This is a genomic window from Microbacterium halotolerans (genome assembly GCF_003569805.1).
GTDB lineage: Bacteria > Actinomycetota > Actinomycetes > Actinomycetales > Microbacteriaceae > Microbacterium > Microbacterium halotolerans.
In genome coordinates this window covers 1,121,998-1,141,433 of the sequence record NZ_KZ984051.1, presented here as the reverse complement: position 1 = coordinate 1,141,433, position 19,436 = coordinate 1,121,998, and the positions used below count along the sequence as shown (strand labels likewise).

Genomic DNA, 19,436 nt, shown 5'->3' with positions numbered 1-19,436 from the left:
CGGGGCCGGATGTGCCGAAGGTTCAGCGCAGGATGAACTGTCGCGTGTGCTCCGACTCGATGCCGCCGATCGCCACGCGCAGGTGGAACGAAGCGCCTCCACCCGGTGCGACCGGGCGGCTCTCGTCGCCGCAGCTGTCGACGCTCGAGCGCGTGCGGTCCCATACGACGGGCTCGGCGCTGGAGACCTTCTGGCCGGCCTCGAGCGTCACCTCCATGTCGCTGGGCTCCTTCTGGCAGTCGGTCGAACGCCACCACACGTCGTTGCCGCTCAGCACCGTGTACACCTGCTGGGTGGTGCCGACGTTGAAGATGCAGTCGACGTCACCGGTGTTCTCGAGGCTCATCGACAGCTTGGGCTTCTCGTCGCCGCCGTACTCGCGCTTGTCCGTCACGCCCTTGACCGTGATCGCATTCGGATCGCATTCCTTCGGCGACCCGTCATCGGTCGGCGTGGGCGACGGCGTCGGATCCGCGTCTTCGGAGTCCGCCGCATCCGCATCGTCAGACGCGGTCGTCTCACTCGCCGACGGGGTCGGCTCGGACTGCGTCTCATCGCTCCCGCCGCCCAAGGCGCTCCACGGCTGGGCGACGAACAGCCACACCAGCGCAGCGATCGCCAGGATCGCGAGCACCAGCACCATCAGCCGACGCCGCCGATACACGGCGGGAGAATGGCGACGAGCGTTCACGGTTCCAGATTAAGCCGCGATCGCTGTGAGGCGCTGGCATGGTCCGGCGCGGCGACCTTTGCCGCGGAACTGCACCTGGCATCAACCGCGAAGACGCCAATATACTTCCACCAGGAGGTCACCGTGCCCGACCCGAGACAGCAAGCGGCCGAGCAGGCGCTCGTCGACCCGACCACGCCCGCCGTCGCCCTCGCGCAGATCGTCTCGGAGTACCCGCTGCTCGGGCACCTCGCCGCGCGTCATCCGAACGCGTACCCCGCGCTCATCGACTGGGTGCAGCAGAACATCGCCCCCGTGCCGACTGCGGCCCAGACGGGAAGCGCCGTGCCGTCGCACCCGCAGCACGAGAATCCGCAGCCGCCTGCCTCCGCACCGACGACCGTGCCTGCAGAACGGATGCCTGAGGCAGACCCGCCTCCCCAAGACGCGGCTCCCCACCCGGCCGAAACGATGCAGGATGCCGAGGTATCGGAACTCGCACCGGCCCCGTCCTCCGATCCGGCTCCGCATTCCGCACCCGCTCCATCTGGCTCGCCCGCGGGCACGCCCCCCGTTCCACGGAGGCGACGCGGCCTGCTCGTCGGCGCACTCGCCGTGGTCGCCGCGCTCGTCGTCGCCGCCGCCGCTGTCACGGGGACTCTGGCCGTGAACCGCGCGGTTGCGGCAGCGGAACAGTCCTCGGCCGCCGGCGCCACCGGTGCGGACGACCCCGACGGAACGACGGGCGCCGACAGTGATCCTGGCAGCGCAGCCGACGATGACACCGACGGCCAGTCTGACGGCGGCTCCCCCGGCGAGTCGGGCGACGACTCATCCGGAGGAGTCCTCCCCTACACCGACACCGCGTCCAGTGCCGCCGACCTCGCCGACGACGCCCGCGCTGACGAGACCGGCCCGATCGTGCTGGTGCTCGACGCGTCGGGCTCGATGCTGCGCTTGACTTCGGGCGACCGGAACCGCATGGACGACGCCCGCAACGCGATGACCGAGGCGATCGGACTGCTGCCTGACTCAGCAGAGGTCGGCTTGCTCGTGTTCGGCACCGGGACCGGCAACGACGAGAGCGAGCGCGAGCACGGCTGCGAGGACGTCAAGACGGTGCAGCCGCTCGGCGCGCTCGACCGCGACGGACTCGCGTCGGCGCTCGACGGCATCGAGGCATCTGGATTCACTCCGCTCGGCCCGTCGATGCGCACCGCCGCCGAGATGCTGCCCGCCGACGGGCCAGGCACGATCGTGCTCGTCTCCGACGGCGTCGACACCTGCTCACCGCCACCGGCATGCGAAGTCGCGAGCGATCTGCGCGCGGCGAACCCGCAGCTCACGATCCACTCCGTCGGCTTCGCGATCGACGACGACGAGCAGGCACAGCAGCAGCTGCAGTGCATCGGACGCGTAGGCGGCGGCGGGTACATCTCGGCAGCGAACGTGCAGCAGCTCGGCCCCCGCGTCTCGCGCGCGGCAGGTGTGGAATCCGATGCGGTGCTCAGCGACCGCGGCTTCGGCGGCGTGCGGCTCGGCATGCCGCTCGACGAGGTGCGCGGTCTGCCGGGCTTCGAGATCGTCGACGAGCGCACGATCGACGGCATCGAGTACGTGTACGTCGACTGCTCGTGGGGAACGATCGAGTTCCGCGCGGGCGTGGCAGCAGCAATCGCACCGACTCACGAGGTCGCCACGCTCGACGGCGTCGCGGTCGGCAACGCGATCAGCAGAGCCGCTGACGTCTACGGCGACCCCGTCGACTCGGGCGAGGACGATTACGGCTCCTTCGGCGTGTACCGGATCTCGGACGACAGCCCGTACGCCTACCGGGTCTACGGCGACGACACGATCACCAAGGTCATCGTGTGCGCTTGTCTGCCCGACGACGGGGAGTTCGCCTCGTGGGAGGCCACGTTCGATGGGCTCGGGCCCATCCGACTCGGCATGACGGTCGACGAGGTGCTGACCGTGCTCCCCGACGCACTGCCCTACGCCGAGCCGTCGCCGAGCGACATGCAGTGGACCGATGTCGTGACCTGGACGCCGTTCCCTGATCAGCCGTGGTTGCGAGTGGACGTCATCGACGGGGCTGTCGCGGGGGTCACAGCGTCGGCGCGGGCACTGACCGGATACCCCGTCGACTACTCGGCGGGGTCGGCGCTGCCGCATATGAGGGGCATCCGGATCGGAGACTCCGTCGAAACGGCGGCGAACGTGATGCCCGGAGGAACGGACTTCGGCTTCCATGCCGCGGCGATCTACAACTACGTGGTGTCCGATCGCCTCGGCCGGAGTGTGGTCTTCGCAACCGACGGCAGCAAGCACGAGTGGCTCGAGGCACGCCAGCCCGGCGCGCGCGTCGACGAGATCCGCGTGATCGATGCCTCTCTCGAAAGCACCTATGCACAGGGTGTGGAGGCCGAGAACGTTCCACGCAGCGACGCCGGGTCGAACGGAGGCACAGACGATGCGGACGATTTCGAAGCTGCGGCCGAACGCAACGGCTTCCCGGTCGAGTTCCAGGGCGAATGGTGCCCGGATGAGAAGAACACTTACCGTTCCGAGTGCTTCAGCGTGGACGAATGGCTTGCCGAGAATCCGGATGGGTTCCTGCTCGAAATCGACAAGGGAAGCGCGTGGTACGAGATCGACGGCACGTCGAGCGCGACGCTCTGCTCTGAGGGCACTCCCGGTGGGGGATGCACCGCGACTGCGACGACGATGATTCTGACCTACTATCCTCCGGGCGTTCCTGACGCATGTGAAGAAGCGGTCAAGGAGGACTGGTCGGGCTGCTGGAACGATTTCGACTACGACACGTCACAATCGCGCCTCGTGTTCGAAGCCCTGCACCAGCACTGCGAGCCCGAGTTCTGCGAGGGCGAGCTGATGTACCGCAAGGGCGGCGACTAGCACCCTACGAGCCAACGCCTCCGCCGTGCGCCGCATACGCGCGCTGGAGCGGTCTTGCGGCTCGTCGGCTGCTCAGCCGACAGCCCGGCATACGGCGACGGTCGGGGCCGAGGGCATCAGCCGGAGTCGAGCGCTCTCACTCCGGTTGTCGTGGTCACCCTCATCCGTCCCGAGACTCACACGCCTCCGGCGTCAGCGCTTGTGCTGGGTCAGCTGCTCGTGGGCGTGCGCGGCCCGTTCGAGCAGGGCTTCGGCGAGGCCCTCCGGGTCCATCGCGGCGAGGTCATCATGGCTCGACCACACTTCGACGTAGACGTTTCCCGCGACCATCCGACCGATCATCGCCTCCGAGGACACCTGCGATGCGACCTCCACGGTCTCTTCGCGCTCCACCACCACCTGCACGCCCTCGGCCTTGCGCTCTGCGAGCAGCGTGCGTGAGCTCTCCGACTGGAGTTCCGAGCCGTCGTAGTAGCCGAAGGTCGTGCGCGAGCAGGACCCCGCGGGGTCCATTCGCTCGACCGTGCGCTCCACAGCCAGCTCCGGTGTCGCGTACTGACTCGCCCGGATGATGCCGCCGCTGACCGCCGACTCAGAGCCCTCCTCGGCGAACCGCGCGCTGCGTTCACCGATCACAAGCTCATCGGTCCCGCTGAACTCGGCGCGGCAGTGCTCCTCCTGAACGGTCCATCCTTCGGACTCTCCCACGGACCATAGTTCGCTGCTCACATCGCCCGCCACGAGGCCGGGCTGCCCCGTCAATGAGCCGAATTCCTTCGCACCCAGCAAGAACCACTCGAGCTCATTGCCCGTGTACAGCGCGGGGACCTCATCTTCGACGACGATTCCGGCGACCGGGGCACCTGCCTCTTCGTCACCCGCGGCAGGGGCATCCGGGCTCGACATCAGCGACCATGCGGCGACGCCCGCGATGCCGGCCCCGACCACGATCACGCCCGTCAGGGTCCAGATCAATGCCTTCGCCATCGCAGCGCCCCGTCCGTGCCCGGCCGCACGACGGCGGCATCCAGTCGTCAGAATTCAGACTAGGAGATTTTCGGATCCGCTGTGCATCCGGCACGTGCTCTTCCTAGCCTGTGGCGAGGAGCCTCGGTGCGTGCCGCCCAGCGCGATGAAGCAGCGGCACCGACCGTGCTCGGCGGGTGCCGCTACCGCAGATCCTTCAGCATCCGGCTGTTGCCGAGGGTGTTCGGCTTCACGTGCGCCAGGTCGAGGAACTCGGCGATGCCCTCGTCGGGGCTGCGCACGAGCTGCGAGTAGACGTCGGGTGAGACGACCTGCTCGCCGATCTCGGCGAAGCCGCGACGCTCGAAGAAGCCGGTCTCGAACGTGAGGCAGAACAGACGCGTGAGACCCAGTCTGCGGGCGTTCCCCTCGAGCGCCTCGACGATCGCACCGCCCACGCCGTGGTGCAGCCACTCGTCGGTGACGATGAGCGTGCGGATCTCGCCGAGGTCCTGCCACATCACGTGGAGAGCTCCGCAGCCGATCACGCTGCCGGCATCGTCGACCGCGACGACGAACTCCTGCGTCGCCTCGTAGAGCACGACGAGATCCTTGCCGAGCAGGATGCGCCTCATCACGTACGGCTGCAGGATCTCGTGCACCGCTGCCATGTCGGGTGCGGTCGCGGGGCGGACGATGTAGTCGCTCATCGCCCACAGGCTACGCCCGGCGCCTGAGGGCGCCCCGAGACGCGCCGTTCCCTGTCTCGAGGCAGCGCGGGCGGCGAATCTGTGGCACGTGTGTCGAAGGGCTGTCGGAGCAGCGCGCCGTGCACCGCGTCGGCGACCTTCTGGAGACTGGGCCCGGTCGTTGCCGCTTCTGTGTGACGCACGGCGCGGCCCCGCGCGGTCAGCAGATCGTGGTCGGCTTCGGCTCTGCGCCGCAGTTGGTCGGGACGTGGGGCGTTGATCCGCGCGAGCGAATAACCCGTTAGCCAGGCAGATCTTGCATGAGCACCTCGTCGGGCGCTGAGTTGATCGCAAGCGTGCTGCGGAAGGCGGCGCGTGTCTTGGGGATGAGGTCGCTAGGGGCAGTGGCCAGGATGCGGCCGCTGGAGTAGCAGGACAATGCAAGCTGCGCCGCCATGGTGGCGATGGCGGGGGGAACGTCGTGCTTGAGGAGCACTTTCGCGAGTTCGTTCGAGATGTACTGGTTCTTCAGCGCGTCGCGTGCGCGCAGTTCCTCGTGCGCGTCGAGGAGGAGCGTGTGCCGCTGGTAGGCAGCGAGGTCGGCAGTCGCCTGCCTGCACAGTTGGATCACAAGAGGTTCGAGTGCACTCAAAGCGCCTGCAAGGGAGTCCGCGGACTGTGCGGGAATCCGCATCACGGATGTCGCATCGGCGATTGTGTCGAACATCGCCTGCTCTTTGGCGAAGACGACCTCAGCTTTGTCCCCGAAATGCCGAAAGAACGTGGTGCGTCCCACCTCAGCACGCTCTGCGATGTCCGTGACGGAGACGCTGTCGAAGCCTCGCTCGGCGAAGAGAGCATCCGCAGCATCGATGATCCGGCTGCGTGCTGCACGCTGTTTCCGTTCGACCAAGGACAGCGGAGGTCTCTTCACCTCAGAGGGTCGCTCGGGCATGACGACATGCTAGCGCACGCTTGACCAGCGTCCCAAAGTGGACTGAGTCTGATACGGTACTGAGTACCAACTAAGGGAGAAATCATGCTCACAGCCGTCGATCGTCAGCAGATCGCTGAAACTCTCGCCCGTCATGCGTTTGTTGCCGACGAGAATCTGCTGGACCAGCTCGGGGAGGTGTTCATCCCGGAGGCGACGTATGACATGACTCGCTCGGGGATGGGCGCCTTCCATGGCATCGAAGCCTTGAGTGCCGCTGCGGGGCAGATGTTCGCTTCCGGGTTCGCGCCCCTGTCGCATTTCGTGACCAACATAGTCATCACAGAGACCGGAGAGTCGACGGCGTCAGTGCGGTCCAAGGGACTGATGATCATGCACGATGGCGCCCTGCACGCTGTCGTCTACGACGATACGGTTGCTCTGCATGAGGGTCGCTGGCTGATCGCGAGCCGGGTCATCTCGCCCATCCATGCCGCCGCCGTCGACGAGCACTGATGAAAGCGAAAGCACCCTGGACCACCCGCACCTCGTCGCGCCCAGCACCGGCCGCTCGGGCGACGTCCGCGATCGTAGGCAAGACCCTGATATCGGCGACCGCCGCAGGGCAGATCATCGGCCCGTTCGTGTTCGATTTCAACGAGACCCACATCTACAACGCGTCCTGGCCTCCGCACGCCAAATTCCACAACGCGCAGACGATGAGTTCCGGGGTGGCGCTGTCGGTGGCCACGCTGGTGAACCTGTGGCGGCCCGGCTCTGGGCGTGTGGGCTTGGACGCGGCTGCCCTTTCCGCGTCGGTGTACTGGGTGAGCCAGCTGTCCGCGTTCTTCTACCCCGGAACGGCGAGCATGGACCCGCCAGGGAAGGACAACTGGCCGCAGCTGAGGTACACGATCCCCATCCTGGCCGCCATCGGCACCGGCTACGCCCTGGCGCGTCGCGGGCTGAACGCTGCGACGAGAACACGATGAAGCGCTTGGAGTACCACCGCTACGGAGGACCCGACGTTCTTGCCCTTGGAGACGCGGATACCCCGACGCCGGGCCGAGGTCAGGTGCTGGTACGAGTGCGTGCAGCCGCTGCGAACGCCATGGACTGGAAGATCCGCCGCGGGGAGATGCGCACGATGACCGGAAGAAGGTTCCCTCGCAGTGTCGGCCACGACTTCGCCGGGATCATCGAACAGGTCGGAGAGGGTGTGACCCGCCTCGAGGTCGGTGATGAAGTGTTGGGTGCCGCGCGTCTGCGACAGGCGGGAGCGTTCGCAGAGCTCGTGATCGCAGACGAACAGTCCGTCGCTCACAAGCCCGACGCCGTCTCCTTCGCCCAAGCCGCCACCCTGCCCGTCATCGGGCTCACCGCCTACCAGGCTGTGACCAAGGCCGGCAGGCTGCAGCCCGGGCAAGACATATTCATCAATGGCTGTCTTGGTGGCGTCGGCCGAGTAGCCGTGCAGGTCGCAACCGGTGCAGGCGCCTCCGTGACCGGCAGCTGCCGGTCGGGGTCAGAGGCAGATGCTCGCCAGCTTGGCGTCGATACTGTCATCGCCTTCGATCTTGACCCCGTACCCCCGACCGGTCGGTTCGATGTCGTCTTCGACACTGCGGGCACCCTGCCTTTCGTCACCGCACGCCGGATGCTCAAGCCCGGCGGGCGAATCATCGACATAGTCCCTTCGGCAGCAAAGTTCGCACGCAGCATCCTGCCCGGCCCCTACACCGCATTCATGGGCCGGCCTGACAGCAACGACCTTCAACACGTCGCGGATGCCGCTGGACGAGGGGAGATCACCACCCGCATCTCCCGCACTGTCACTCTTGCCGACGCCATCCCGGCCCTCATCGATCTCGAAAACGCTCCCACTTCCAGCGGCGGGAAGCTCGTCATCATCATCGACTGACTCGCTGCGAACAGCACCGCCAGGACTGCAGATATCGGTCCAGATGAGCTACCACGGCATCGATGACGCAGTGGCACGTCTCGGCTCTGATGCACACACAGCGCTTGGTGCATCGCGCAGCTCAGGCTCATGATCTGCTCGCCAGAGCATTCGAAGCGGAAGGAATCGGATCGGTGCGTTTGCAGCGTAGCGTTGACGAGCAGTTGACCGCTCCTGTCCCAGAAGTTCGAGCTCCTGAGCCGCCCTGCCTGCTGGACTCCTCAGGACGCGCCCCCTGGCGGACATTCGAGCAGGGGCACATCGATCGATGTATGCGACGGTGCGTTGCGCGATTCGGCGGTTCAGGCTTCCCGCGTTCGACGGCACGTCGTCGAGCTGAGGCCTTCCCGCGAGTCACTGCTGTGCGGGTGCTTTGTAGGCCGTCCAGGCGGGCTCACGGAGTGCAGGGCAGTGTTCGGGAGTCGGATGGTTCGCGATGTCGATCATGCGGTCGAGAGCATCGCGTGCGGCGCTGAGTTCCGACAGTGCCGCGTCGATCCGATGACGCTCTGCGGCCATCAGATCGAGAGCCTCCGGGGAGGCCTCTCCGGACTCGATGCAGGGCATCAGCTGCAGGATGGTGCGGCTGGACAGACGGGCGGTGAAGAGCTGCTGGATGAGTCGGACCCGTTCCACCGCTGACTCCGGGTACATGCGCTGTCCGCCGTGGGTGCGCTCCGACGCGAGCAGACCCTGCTCCTCGTAGTACCGGAGTGCCCTGGTGCTGACGCCAGCACGGCGTGCCACCTCACCTATCCGCACTTGAGCCGCCATGATCCTGAATCCGTTTCTCGACTTGACGTTGACGCCAACGTCAAGTCTTAGCGTAGTCATGACCGACCCGATCCGGGTCGCGGAACTTCAGATCCACTCAGGAAGCAAGGACCCCATGAACGTCACCGATCAGATCGCCCTCGTCACAGGAGCCAACCGCGGTATCGGCCGTCAGTTCGTGCTCGAACTGCTCGAGCGCGGCGTGAGCAAGGTCTATGCGACGGCTCGCCGTCCCGAGAGCCTCGACTTCGACGACACCCGAGTGGTGCCGCTGCGACTCGACCTGTTCGACCACGAGTCCGTCGTGGAGGCGGCGTCGACCGCCCGGGACGTGACACTCCTCGTCAACAACGCCGGCATCGCGACCGGTGCCGCCCTCATCACAGGCGATCTCGCCGAGATCCGTCGCGAGATGGACACGCACTTCTGGGGCACGCTCGACGTGATCCGCGAGTTCAGCCCCGTCCTCGCAGCGAACGGCGGCGGCGCGATCGTGAACGTGCTCTCCGCGCTGTCGTGGTTCGCCAGCCCCGGCGCCGGCGCGTACGCCGCAGCCAAGGCGGCGGAGTGGAACATGACGAACGCCGTGCGCCTCGAACTCGAAGCTCAGGGCACGCTCGTCCAAGGGGTCCTCCTCGGCGCCGCCGACACCGACATCACGGCCAGCTACGATGGCCCGAAGGTCGACCCGCGCGAGGTGCCGCGTCGAGCACTGGATGGCCTGGAATCAGGTCTGGTCGAGGTGATCGTCGATGATTGGACCGCCATGGTGAAAGCATCGCTCGCCGATGATGACCCCACCGTCTTCTACGCGAAGATCACCGAACTGCTCGGCGCGAGTTGAGACATACGCCCTTCGGTCATCTCATTCCGTCTCGTCAGTCGCTGAGAGCCGAGAATCGAGCGGCGAAGGTCTGAGGTCGGACGGTCGAGCCCGACGATCAAGCGCATGGTGATGGGCCTACCGGCTCTCGCTCCTCTCATGAATGTCGTTTCGTGTTCTTGACGCTGCATCACGCCAGGCAGCGCCGCCCCGTCAACGGAACCCGCCGCGCGGAGCGGTCACGTCGATAACGTCCTTGACCATGGCCAGCGCCGCACCGATCGGGCTCGATCGACCACCGCTGACGACGATGTCGCCGGCTTGCCTGCAGCCGAAGACCGCCGCTTTCTCCGGCCCGACCAGCGCATAGAGCGGGTCGCCAGGTTCTGTCGCCTCGAGACGGATACGGATGCGAAGCGGGTCGTCCCGCCGCGCGCTCGCGACGGCTCGCAATCGCCGCCCGCCCTCGGACGCTGCCGCAGCCGCGGCGGCTGCGGCAGCGTCGATGCTCTCCGCCTCCACCACGACTGCGGCAGGATCCCAGCCCCACAGCAGCGCCGTCAGCAGCCTCGTCTTGGTCGCGGAGTCCGCTCCGGAGAGATCAGCCGAAGGATCAGCCTCGGCGATTCCCTGACGCTGTGCCACCGCAACGGCGTCGCTCAGGGAGACGCCGTCCGCAAGCCGGTCGAGCACGTACGTGACGGTGCCGTTCGGGCAGGCGCGGATCATGTCGCAGTCCATGCCGCGCATGCCGCTCCGCGCCAGGTCGCCGGACGGGAGGGCGGCGCCGGTTGCGCCGGAGATCCGGATCATCGCCCCGGTGCGGAGTGCGGCCGAGTCCAGCTGCGACCAGTGACTGAGCAGATGCACCTTCGTAGCGGTGACGACGTGGATCCCTCGCCGCAGGGCCGCGAGGGCATCCTCCGCGGCAGCCTCTCGCAATGCGGATGACGACGGGACCGCTTGCACCAGCACTCGCGCGCCGGTTTCCTCGAGCGTCGCCGCCAGCGGGCGGACTGTCCGCCAGTGATCACGGCCGGGCAGGGGATCCCCGTGACGCACCCGCGTCTCCGTGGTGCGCGCGCGGATCGCGGCGACCTGGAGGTTGACGCCGTATGCGTCTGCGAGCTCCGCGCGATGCGCCGCGAGGTGCGCGAGGAACTCCTGCCCGACAGGTCCGTAGCCGGAGAGCACGAGTGGGGTGTCCGTCATGTATGTGTTCATGTTCGTTCCTCCTTCTCGTTGACTTCAGCGTCCGGACAGTACCATCGCTTCGGCATGCTGCACGAGACGTGTGATGCCCTCACGGACGTCGTCGACCGAGCAGGCGTACGAGACCCGGAGCGCGTAGTCCTCCGCTCTGGTGGGACCGAATGCCGTTCCGGAGACAAGGGCGACGTGCGCCTCTTCGAGGAGTTGGGCGGCGAACCCGTCCGAAGCGCCGAACCGCTCTGCATAGGTGAGATAGAGATAGAAGGCACCGTCCGCTCCTGCCACCTGGAAGATGGACTGCCGCGCGAGGATCTCGAGCGCCGCCGCGCGACGCTCCGCGAACGCGGCGCGCATCCGGGCTCGTTCGTCCGTTGTCTCCCTCAGTGCGACCACGGCGGCATCCTGTACGAACGTCGGAGGACAGGTCGTGGTGAACTGCCGTACCCGCAGTGCGGTCGTCACAAGGGCCCGCGGCCCGGCGAGCCAGCCCAACCGCCAGCCGTCCATCGCGAACGCCTTGGCGAAGCCGCCGACCGTGAGCGTGCGCTCGCGCAGGTCCGAGACGGCCGCGACCGGCACGTGGACGGCGTCGTAGACCAGCTCGGAGTAGATCTCGTCCGAGAGGACGAGTGCGCGGGTCCCGTGCAGCACGTCGGCGAGCGCGACCAGCCGCTCCGCATCGAGCACGGCGCCAGTCGGGTTGTGCGGCGAGCAGACCACCACGAGGCGGGTACGCGGTGTAAGCGTCTGTCGCACCCGCTCCGGATCGAGCCGATAGCCGTCGGATGCGCGGAGCGGGAGGAACACAGGGGTCGCGTCGGCCAGCCGCACGGCTGCCTCATATGCCGGCCACGCGGGCACCGGGATGATCACCTCGTCGCCCGGGCCGCAGAACGCCATGATGGCGAGGAACACGGCCTCGCTCGCGCCGATCGTGACGAGCACCTGGTCGCGTTCGTACGTGAGCCCAGACGCGGCGCCGAGGTGATCGGCGATCGCGTCGCGCAGTTCGGGCGTGCCGGCGTTGGGCCCGTAGTGCACGCGCCCCGCGGCGAGGGCATCCGCCGCGGCGTCCTTGACCACGCGGGGCGTGTCGAAATCGGGCCTTCCGATCTCGAAGTGCAGCACGTGGGCGCCCTCCGCCTCGAGTTCGGCCGCGCGGTCGAAGATCGCGCGGATCCGCGACGGCACGATCTCCGCGAGCCGCTCAGCGGGTTCGGTCAGCGAGGACATCATGCCTTCCGCACCCGGAGCGACTGTAGGTTGGCGAGTTCGCGCACGCCCCAGCGTCCGAGCTCGCGGCCGTAGCCGCTGGCCTTCACGCCGCCGGTGGGCAGGCGGGGGTCGGTGGCGGAGATCGTGTTCACGAACACCGCTCCCGCGTCGATCCGAGCGCTCAGCGCGATCGCATGCTCCTCATCCGCGCTCCAGAGGCTGCTGCTGAGCCCGTAGCGCGACGCGTTCGCGATCGCGATGAGTTCATCGTCATCGGCGGCCGTGGTCAGAGCTCCGAGCGGGCCGAACGTCTCGTCCGTGAGCAGGATCGAGTCGCGCTCGTCGACCTCCACGATCGATGGCGAGAACCAGGCACCGCGCCCGTCCGCCGGCACGTCCGCCGTCGCGAGCACCCGGCCGCCGTGCGTCAGGGCATGGTCGCGCTGGGCGCGGAGCGCATCGCGCAGGTCGTGCCGGGCCAGTGGCCCGACGTCGGTCGCCTCCTCCGACGGGTCGTCGACCCGCAGGTCGCGGACATGCGGCAGCATCGCGTCCACGAAGGCGTCGCGGACGTCGCGGTGCACGAGGATGCGCTTCGCGGCGATGCAGCTCTGCCCGTTGTTGAGGAAGCGAGAGCGCACTGCCCCCGCAGCGGCGGCGTCGATGTCGGCGTCCGCGAACACGATGAAGGGATCCGAACCGCCCAGCTCCAGCACGCACTTCTTCAGCGCCGCGCCCGCGCGGGCGCCCACGAGCGCGCCGACTCGGTCGCTGCCGGTGAAGGTGACCGCCGCGATCCGCGGATCGTCGATGACGTCCGAGGCCGTCGCGCCGTCCACCACGATGACGCGCAGCACCTCCGGGCCGAAGACGCTCTCGAAGATCCGCTCGATCTCCTTTGCGCTGCCGGTGACGGACTCGGCGTGCTTGAGGACCACCGTATTGCCTGCGGCGATCGCCGGGAGCATCGCCCGGATCACCTGCCAGAGCGGATAGTTCCAAGGGAGGATGGCGAACACCACGCCGAGCGGCAAGATCCGGACGATGCCGGTGTCACCGTCGAGATCGAACGTCTCCGGTTCCAGGAAACCAGGAAGTCGGTCCGCGTAGTAGCGGCACGCGTCGACGCACTTGTCGACCTCGGCCCGAGCCTGCCGGATCGGCTTGCCCATCTCGAGGGTGATCAGCGCCGCAAGCGCGTCCCGCTCCTGCGCCAGTTGATCGCCGAGTCGTCGGATCGCCGCTGCGCGCACCTCTGTGGACGTGCGCGCCCACCCCGACGTCGAGACGGCGTCGAGCACGCTGTCGATCTCCTCAGGCGTCGTATAGCGGTAGAAGGTCAGCTCGTCACCGGAGGCAGGGTCGATCGTGAGGATGCCTTGTCTGCTCATGCCGTCACCTCGTTCACAGCGTGGACGTCGCGTAGCCAGCGCGAGAAGCGCCCGGTGATGGAGACGGGGTCGATCAGGAGTTTCGCGATGCCCTGTGCGTTGCCTTCCTCGATTCGCCCGTAAAGGAACGCCGGGCCCTTCACGTCGAGCAGCTCGCGATACGCGGCATCGAGGCCCTCGACCGTGTCGACCGACCGTGTCGTCCAACCGGCCGCGGCGGCCAGCCGCTCGAGGTCCACACGCGACGAGTATGTCGGGAGCGCGCCGGTCGACCCGTACACGCCGTTGTCGAGCAGCACGAGCAGCAGGTTGTCAGGGGCGAGGAACCCTCCGGTGGGCAGCACGTTCGGGTTCATCAGCAGCGATCCGTCGCCTTCTATGCCGACGACCTTGGGCAGCCGATCGTCGAGGCTCAGCGCCAGCCCTGTGGCCACCGAGCCGACGAGACCCATCGAGTCGAGCAGGTAGAAGTGGTTGTCGCCGTCCTTCACCGAGGCGAGCTCGCGGCTGGTCGCCGCGCACGTCACCACGACGGGGTGCTGCTCCGTCAGCCGCGCGAGGACCTCGAGTGCTTCGAGCCGCTTCATCAGGCGACCTTCCCATCCGTGTTCCAGAACGACCCGAGTACGACCACGGGTCGATAGGTCGTGACCGCGTGGACGCCGGCCTCCTGAACTGCATCACGCCAGTCGTCGGCGCTGCTGCGTCGGTCGAGTTCGATGACCGGCAGGCCGACCGCACTCAGCAGCGCAGGCGTCGGCTGGCTGATTGAGTGGATCATCGAGTTGTACTCGCCGAGCCCGCCGCGGGTGTTCGCGAAGATCAGCAGCGGCAGGTGATAGGAGAGCGCGAACGTCGTGAGCGCGGTGAGCGCGTTGCCGAAGCCGTTGTCCTGCATGACCACAGCTCCGAGGCGTCCGGTCAGAGACACTGCGCCCATCACTCCGATCGCCTCCTCTTCACGCGACAGGGGCGTGACGCGTGTCGAGACGCCGGCGTCGCCGCCGTCGGATGCCACCAGGGCGTTGATGATGGGGGCCACCGTCACGGACGGGATGTACCCGACCCGTGCCGCGTCGGCCGCCCAGATGCCGTCGGCGACGGCCTCGGCATATGTCATGAGAAGGTCCTTCCAGGAAGAGAGGTGAGAGCGTCGGCGAGAATGTCGGGTTCGACGTTGCCTCCCGACAGGATCGCGACCGTGCGGCCGAACCGGTTCGGGTCTCGGAGAAATGCCGCGACAGCGAGTGCGCCGCTCGGCTCGACGACGAGGCGAGAGCGGCGAGCGAGCAAGGACATCGCAGCGAGGATCTCGGTTTCGCTCACCGTGACGATCTCGGAGACAGTCGATTGGATGAGAGGAAAAGTGAGTCTGCCCAGCACGGGCGCACGGGTGCCGTCCGCGATCGTGCGGGCGACGTCGCGCGGATCCCAGGTGACCCGGCGGCCGGCGGCAAGCGAATCACGCGCATCGGCCGCGAGCTCCGACTCGACGCCGACCACCCGCGTCGCGGGAGAGAGGTGCCGCACAGCGACGCCGACACCGGAGATCAGGCCGCCGCCGCCGACAGGCGCGAGTACGGAGTCGACGGACTCGAGATCCTCCAGCACCTCCAAGGCGAGCGTTCCCTGGCCGGAGATGACGTCAGGCGCGTCATAGGGCGGGATCATCACCAGCCCGCGCTCCCGCTGGATCGCCCCGGCGACAGCCTCACGGCCGTCGCCGGGGGCGAACACCACCTCGGCGCCGAGCGCTCTGGTCGCGACGATCTTCACTTCCGCCGCGTTCTCCGGCATGACGATGACCGCGGGTATCCCCGCGGCACGCGCGGCCCATGAGACCGCCTGACCGTGATTGCCGCTCGAGTGCGTGATCACCCCGCGTGCCCGCTGCTCGGGAACCAGCCGTCGGATCGCATTCACCGCGCCGCGGATCTTGAACGCGCCGATCGTCTGCAGGCTTTCAGCTTTCAGCCACAGGTCTCCCGTCGCCCACGGTGCGGATAGCAGCGGCGTCCGGACGACGGCATCACCGATCCGAGTGCGGGCAGCGACGATGTCTTCGCCTGTCACTGCCGCGGATCCAGTCGGCACGGTGCGCAGTTCGGTCACGCCGCCCCCTTTCTTAACTAGGACTGACTCTTACATATGAATAAGTAAGAGTCAAGTCTTAGTTAATGTTCGACGTCCTGATCCTAGCGACTCGACTGCCGCGACCCCGTCGCGTCCTCGGAACTCACATGGGCGCCGTTGTCCGCCTCATCAGCCGTCGAGTCGATCGCCGCAGCGACTCGCCCGAAGTCCCGGCCGCGACGGTCCTCGACCGTCTTCCCATGAACACCGCACCGAGGGGACGAACGATGAAGCTGATTGCGAAGACGAGACAGGCGCTCAGCACCTGCGCCACCGGGGAACAGAGTCGTCGCGAAGTATGGCGCGAACACGACGAAGGCGGCCCGGTCACACCCGCGCGTCGAAGGTCAGCGCTCCGAGTCGCCCGAGTGCACGGCCCTCAGGCCAGTGAGTGCACCGGCGAAGGCCGCGGTGAGATAGGCGACGACCTGTTCATCCGATAGACCCGAGGAGGCGCGCAGATCAAGGATCTCGCGCGCGTTCACCATGCTGTTGAACAAGGCGAGAGCCAGGTCGAGCATGCTCGGCTCTTCGCCGCATTCAGCCAGCATTCCGCTGATCGCCTCCCCCCATGCCGCCTTGATCGCGCGCGTGTGCGGCTCATCTGCCTTGAGGCGCGTGAGAAAGCCCTCGCGCGAAGCCACATGGACCATCGCTGACCCGTACTCACTGAGGATGTCGAGCCAGCATCGCAGGACGTCGCCGAATCGCTCAGACCCAGACGAACGCAGATCAGCCGTCGCCTCCTGCAGTTCTTCGATCGTGCTGAGCATGAACCGGCGGTGCAGGGCATCCAGCGTGGGGAAGTATCGATAGGCGGTCGCCGGAGACAGCCCCGCCGCCTTCGCAACGGCGGGCATAGTGGCCGTCTGAGGGCTCTCTTTCAGCAGTGAGCCCATGGCCGCCACCAGTTCGCGCTCGTTCCGGATGGCGTCGCTGCGCAGTCGCCTCTTGCGGGAAGGTGTCGCAGGAACCGTCTCTGCGCGCGTCCTCGAAGCCATAGGGAACATGGTAGCCAGACGCATCCATGCACCGCCGCACCGCCGAGTCGACAGGGAGGGGCGAGCTCGGACGCTCGAGCACGCCCCTCCCGTAGGTTCAGAACAGGGTGCGCGCCTCCGAGTCGTTCAGCAGATCCGGATCCGGAACGAGCGCCTTGCTCGCGACCGTCGCCACCGACTGGTGAGGCATATGGAAACCGAGGTCCTCAGCGACCGCCTTCTTGAGCGGCCGGGAGAGGATGTTGTGTGCCGCCCAGCGGGCGAAGCGCGGGCGCTTCATGATGAAGCGGGCGAGCTCCCAGGCCCGCTCGATCAACTGCTCCCGAGGCAGGACGTCGCTGACCACGCCCCACTCGAGGGCCTTGTCTGCGGGGATCGACTTGGCCCCGTAGATGTAGTACGCGGCGCGCTTCGGTCCCATCAGCGCCTGCAGTGCCAGCGCCTGCCCATCACCAGGTGCGGTGCCGAGCCAGAAGTGCGGATCCATGAAGTCGGCATCCGGAGCGGCGAGCGTGATGTCAGACAGCACAGCGAACTCGGTGTGCACGCCGGGTCCGTTCACCACGGCGATGGTGGGGATGTCGATGCTGCCGACGAAGCTCTCGATGACCTTCCAGCCGTCGTAGAACCGTTGGTACAGCAGATCCGGGTCGAGGTCAGAGGCCGGCTTCGGATTGTGGCCCTTCGGGTCCCCCACCATCCACTTCTCGCCGGTGCCGGTGACGATCAGCACCTGATTCTCCGGGTCGTTGCCGATGTCCTGCCAGACTCGCGGCCAGACGTTGTGCGCGGCGTGCGTGTGCACGTACGGGCCGTCGTTCGTGTGCAGCCGGGCCTCGATGATGCCGTTCTCCCGGCGCATCTTGAAGAAGTCGGCATACCTCACTGAGTACTCCTCGAACGCGGGCGGGGCGAGGTAGCCCTCCCACTCGGCTGCGGGATCGAATGCCACTGTGCAGTACCTCCATGTCTTCGTCGCCCGACTCGGACGTTCAGGCGTGCTCGATAAAGTACACCGGTCAGTGTGGTTTGTAAATGACTACGCTTGTCCGCATGTCCAGAGTCATCGCCGAGGAGCAGACACCGGGTCGTCGCAGACGCTCCGAAGCCAAGCGCGCGGCGATCCTCGATGCCGCCGAAGCCCGCTTTCTCGCGGATGGCTACGAGCAGGCCAGCGTGGATGCCATCGCTGCGCAGGCCGGTGTCTCGAAACGGACGATGTACGACCACTTCGGCGAGAAGGGTGCGATCTATCTTCGCGCCGTGGAGCGCGTGCACGCATTGCTCGTGGCCGCGGCAGGTGCCGCGATCGATGAAGAGCTGTCGGCGGGACGCAACCTGCGCGAAGGGCTCGAGGCATTCGCGCGGCGCATCATCACGGACACCTTCCCCTCGTCGAGCTACGTGACGTTCCGACGACTCACGGCAGAGCGCGCCGCGCCCCGCCTGGGGCTCACCACGAACGACCGCCCCGAACGAATGCTCGCCGATCGATTCGCACAGTTGGCGGAGGAGGGCACCTTGCGCACCGACGCCCCCGAACTCGCCGCACGGCACTTCTCTGCCCTCACCGTCGAGCTGGCGCTGCACGCGCTCGACTCGGGGGCGAACGAGACAGAGATCCTCTACCTCGTCGACAGCGGTGTCGCCGCCTTCCTGCGCGCTTACTCCTGAGCCATGTCGGCCGCCAGCGGCACGATGCCCACCGCGCGGCCATCCGCATCGAGCACCCGTCCGAGCAGCTTCGTCATCTGCAGCACGACGATCCGATCCAGAATTCGCATCTCGGGCAGCTCTTGACCTAGGCGCCGTTCGAAATCATGCACCTCCGGAGCTGAGCGCAGCCAGGCGTCGACTATGACGTTGAACGGCCCCGCAGCGATGCTCACGGTGCGGATGCCAGGGAGCACACGAAGCCGCTCCGCGGCGGAACCCAGGTCCTGGGCGTCAAGCGAACCGAAGTACATTGCCCACACGGAACGGCCGGACAGTTCGTGCGCCACGTCACAGCGCAACGTGACCAGCCCGCCGCTCTGCAGACGAGTCAGTCTCCGCCGTACGGCGAGAGGACCCACATCGACACGTTCGGCGATCCGCTCCAACTGCATCCTCCCGTTCTCGTGCAACACAGCGACGATCCGGCGGTCCACCTCATCCAGCGCATCGGTCACGGCGGATCCTGTCGCTGATCGGCCGACCAGGCGACGCTGCTGCTCCGGATTGAGGGCCCTGTCCCGCCAGTGACTCGCCTCGAGAGCGGAGTGGGTCAGGAGGTGGCTGCGGACGCATGCGATGCCGGGGACTCGCGGCACGAGGCCCAGCAGATAAGTCGACAGGGCCTCGAACGTCGCCGCCTGCACGAGGACCATGACGTCGCGGGCGCCGCTGGTGACTCTGATCGTCGCCGCCTCGCGGTCGGGCGCGAGACCACGCGCCACCTCGATCGAACGGCCCGGCTCGCAGTCGATCTCCACCATCGCGCACACAGGGGTGGCATTGCCTGACGGATGCGCCGTCACCCAGGCGACACCCGACGACTCCATTCGTGTCCACCGACGGCTCACAGTCGATGGATCGACACCGAGCGCGAGCCCGAGCTCGCGCCAGCTGCCGCGCGGCGCCGTGCGCACGGCATCGACGATTGCGATGTCGAGTTCGTCAGCCTCGATCTGCGCCATGATGCGATCCTTTCTTGCATGATCATGGGTTCTCCGGAAGATTTCATGCAATCTGTCGGCACCCATGGTGG

Annotated in this window: 20 protein-coding genes; 6 read left to right on the top strand and 14 right to left on the bottom strand. The window is 67.2% G+C overall.

Features of this window, described 5'->3' with window-relative positions; all coding sequences use genetic code 11:
• Positions 1-22: 22 nt before the first annotated feature.
• Entirely contained in the window at positions 23-691 is a 669-nt protein-coding gene (locus DZG09_RS05110; protein WP_240423713.1) for a hypothetical protein, read from the bottom strand.
• Positions 692-814: 123 nt separating this feature from the next.
• Between DZG09_RS05110 and DZG09_RS05105 the strand changes: the two genes are divergently transcribed.
• Positions 815-3,589, top strand: a complete 2,775-nt coding sequence (locus DZG09_RS05105) for a vWA domain-containing protein (protein WP_162893165.1) — start codon at positions 815-817, stop codon at positions 3,587-3,589.
• 192 nt (positions 3,590-3,781) lie between these two features.
• On the opposite strand, the gene DZG09_RS05100 is transcribed toward DZG09_RS05105, so the two are convergent.
• From DZG09_RS05100 to DZG09_RS05090, 3 genes are all read right to left on the bottom strand, one after another.
• Positions 3,782-4,576: a flagellar basal body-associated FliL family protein gene (locus DZG09_RS05100; protein ID WP_119696576.1), complete on the bottom strand. Its 795-nt coding sequence runs from the start codon at positions 4,574-4,576 to the stop codon at positions 3,782-3,784.
• A gap of 182 nt (positions 4,577-4,758) precedes the next feature.
• Positions 4,759-5,265 carry an amino-acid N-acetyltransferase gene (locus DZG09_RS05095; protein WP_119696575.1) on the bottom strand — a complete coding sequence of 169 codons (507 nt, stop codon included), beginning with the start codon at positions 5,263-5,265 and terminating at the stop codon, positions 4,759-4,761.
• Between the two features lie 280 nt (positions 5,266-5,545).
• Positions 5,546-6,199 (bottom strand): TetR/AcrR family transcriptional regulator, encoded by a 654-nt coding sequence (locus DZG09_RS05090; protein WP_205529069.1) that lies wholly within the window; start codon positions 6,197-6,199, stop codon positions 5,546-5,548.
• A gap of 84 nt (positions 6,200-6,283) precedes the next feature.
• Here DZG09_RS05090 and DZG09_RS05085 point away from each other — a divergent pair, with 84 nt between their 5' ends.
• The 3 genes from DZG09_RS05085 to DZG09_RS05075 are packed head-to-tail and all read left to right on the top strand — an operon-like array spanning position 6,284 to position 8,099.
• Entirely contained in the window at positions 6,284-6,694 is a 411-nt protein-coding gene (locus tag DZG09_RS05085; RefSeq protein ID WP_119696573.1) for a nuclear transport factor 2 family protein, read from the top strand.
• On the top strand, positions 6,694-7,170 hold the full coding sequence (locus DZG09_RS05080; protein WP_205529068.1) for a DUF6640 family protein: 477 nt from the start codon (positions 6,694-6,696) through the stop codon (positions 7,168-7,170). Before DZG09_RS05085 ends, DZG09_RS05080 begins: the two co-directional genes overlap by 1 nt.
• Positions 7,167-8,099, top strand: a complete 933-nt coding sequence (locus DZG09_RS05075) for an NADP-dependent oxidoreductase (protein WP_119696572.1) — start codon at positions 7,167-7,169, stop codon at positions 8,097-8,099. Before DZG09_RS05080 ends, DZG09_RS05075 begins: the two co-directional genes overlap by 4 nt.
• A 393-nt stretch (positions 8,100-8,492) precedes the next feature.
• Here the strand turns inward: DZG09_RS05075 and DZG09_RS05070 are convergent, their stop codons facing one another.
• Complete coding sequence (locus tag DZG09_RS05070) at positions 8,493-8,885, bottom strand: MerR family transcriptional regulator (protein ID WP_240423709.1); 393 nt, start codon at positions 8,883-8,885, stop codon at positions 8,493-8,495.
• Positions 8,886-9,027: 142 nt separating this feature from the next.
• Between DZG09_RS05070 and DZG09_RS05065 the strand changes: the two genes are divergently transcribed.
• The gene (locus tag DZG09_RS05065; RefSeq protein WP_119696570.1) at positions 9,028-9,756 is read left to right on the top strand and encodes an SDR family oxidoreductase; all 729 of its coding nucleotides are present in this window, start codon (positions 9,028-9,030) and stop codon (positions 9,754-9,756) included.
• Positions 9,757-9,948: 192 nt separating this feature from the next.
• Here DZG09_RS05065 and DZG09_RS05060 read toward each other — a convergent pair whose 3' ends face one another.
• The 8 genes from DZG09_RS05060 to DZG09_RS05025 form a co-directional block, all read right to left on the bottom strand.
• Positions 9,949-10,959, bottom strand: coding sequence for a hypothetical protein (locus tag DZG09_RS05060; RefSeq protein ID WP_205529066.1), 1,011 nt, complete (start codon positions 10,957-10,959; stop codon positions 9,949-9,951).
• Positions 10,960-10,983: 24 nt separating this feature from the next.
• The gene (locus DZG09_RS05055; RefSeq protein WP_205529065.1) at positions 10,984-12,183 is read right to left on the bottom strand and encodes a pyridoxal phosphate-dependent aminotransferase; all 1,200 of its coding nucleotides are present in this window, start codon (positions 12,181-12,183) and stop codon (positions 10,984-10,986) included.
• On the bottom strand, positions 12,180-13,553 hold the full coding sequence (locus DZG09_RS05050; RefSeq protein ID WP_119696568.1) for an aldehyde dehydrogenase family protein: 1,374 nt from the start codon (positions 13,551-13,553) through the stop codon (positions 12,180-12,182). Before DZG09_RS05050 ends, DZG09_RS05055 begins: the two co-directional genes overlap by 4 nt.
• Positions 13,550-14,140, bottom strand: a complete 591-nt coding sequence (locus DZG09_RS05045) for a thiamine pyrophosphate-dependent enzyme (protein ID WP_119696567.1) — start codon at positions 14,138-14,140, stop codon at positions 13,550-13,552. Before DZG09_RS05045 ends, DZG09_RS05050 begins: the two co-directional genes overlap by 4 nt.
• Positions 14,140-14,673, bottom strand: coding sequence for a thiamine pyrophosphate-binding protein (locus DZG09_RS05040; protein WP_119696566.1), 534 nt, complete (start codon positions 14,671-14,673; stop codon positions 14,140-14,142). Before DZG09_RS05040 ends, DZG09_RS05045 begins: the two co-directional genes overlap by 1 nt.
• The gene (locus DZG09_RS05035; RefSeq protein ID WP_240423707.1) at positions 14,670-15,665 is read right to left on the bottom strand and encodes a threonine ammonia-lyase; all 996 of its coding nucleotides are present in this window, start codon (positions 15,663-15,665) and stop codon (positions 14,670-14,672) included. Before DZG09_RS05035 ends, DZG09_RS05040 begins: the two co-directional genes overlap by 4 nt.
• A gap of 368 nt (positions 15,666-16,033) precedes the next feature.
• Entirely contained in the window at positions 16,034-16,687 is a 654-nt protein-coding gene (locus DZG09_RS05030; RefSeq protein ID WP_240423705.1) for a TetR/AcrR family transcriptional regulator, read from the bottom strand.
• Positions 16,688-16,784: 97 nt separating this feature from the next.
• Complete coding sequence (locus DZG09_RS05025; protein WP_119696565.1) at positions 16,785-17,639, bottom strand: enoyl-CoA hydratase/isomerase family protein; 855 nt, start codon at positions 17,637-17,639, stop codon at positions 16,785-16,787.
• A 101-nt stretch (positions 17,640-17,740) separates the two neighbouring features.
• On the opposite strand from DZG09_RS05025, the gene DZG09_RS05020 reads away from it, so the two are divergent.
• A complete protein-coding gene (locus DZG09_RS05020) occupies positions 17,741-18,361 on the top strand; it encodes a TetR/AcrR family transcriptional regulator (RefSeq protein ID WP_119696564.1) in 621 nt (206 codons plus the stop codon).
• Here DZG09_RS05020 and DZG09_RS05015 read toward each other — a convergent pair.
• A complete protein-coding gene (locus tag DZG09_RS05015; protein ID WP_162893164.1) occupies positions 18,352-19,365 on the bottom strand; it encodes an Lrp/AsnC family transcriptional regulator in 1,014 nt (337 codons plus the stop codon). The genes DZG09_RS05020 and DZG09_RS05015 overlap by 10 nt on opposite strands.
• Positions 19,366-19,436: the final 71 nt, after the last annotated feature.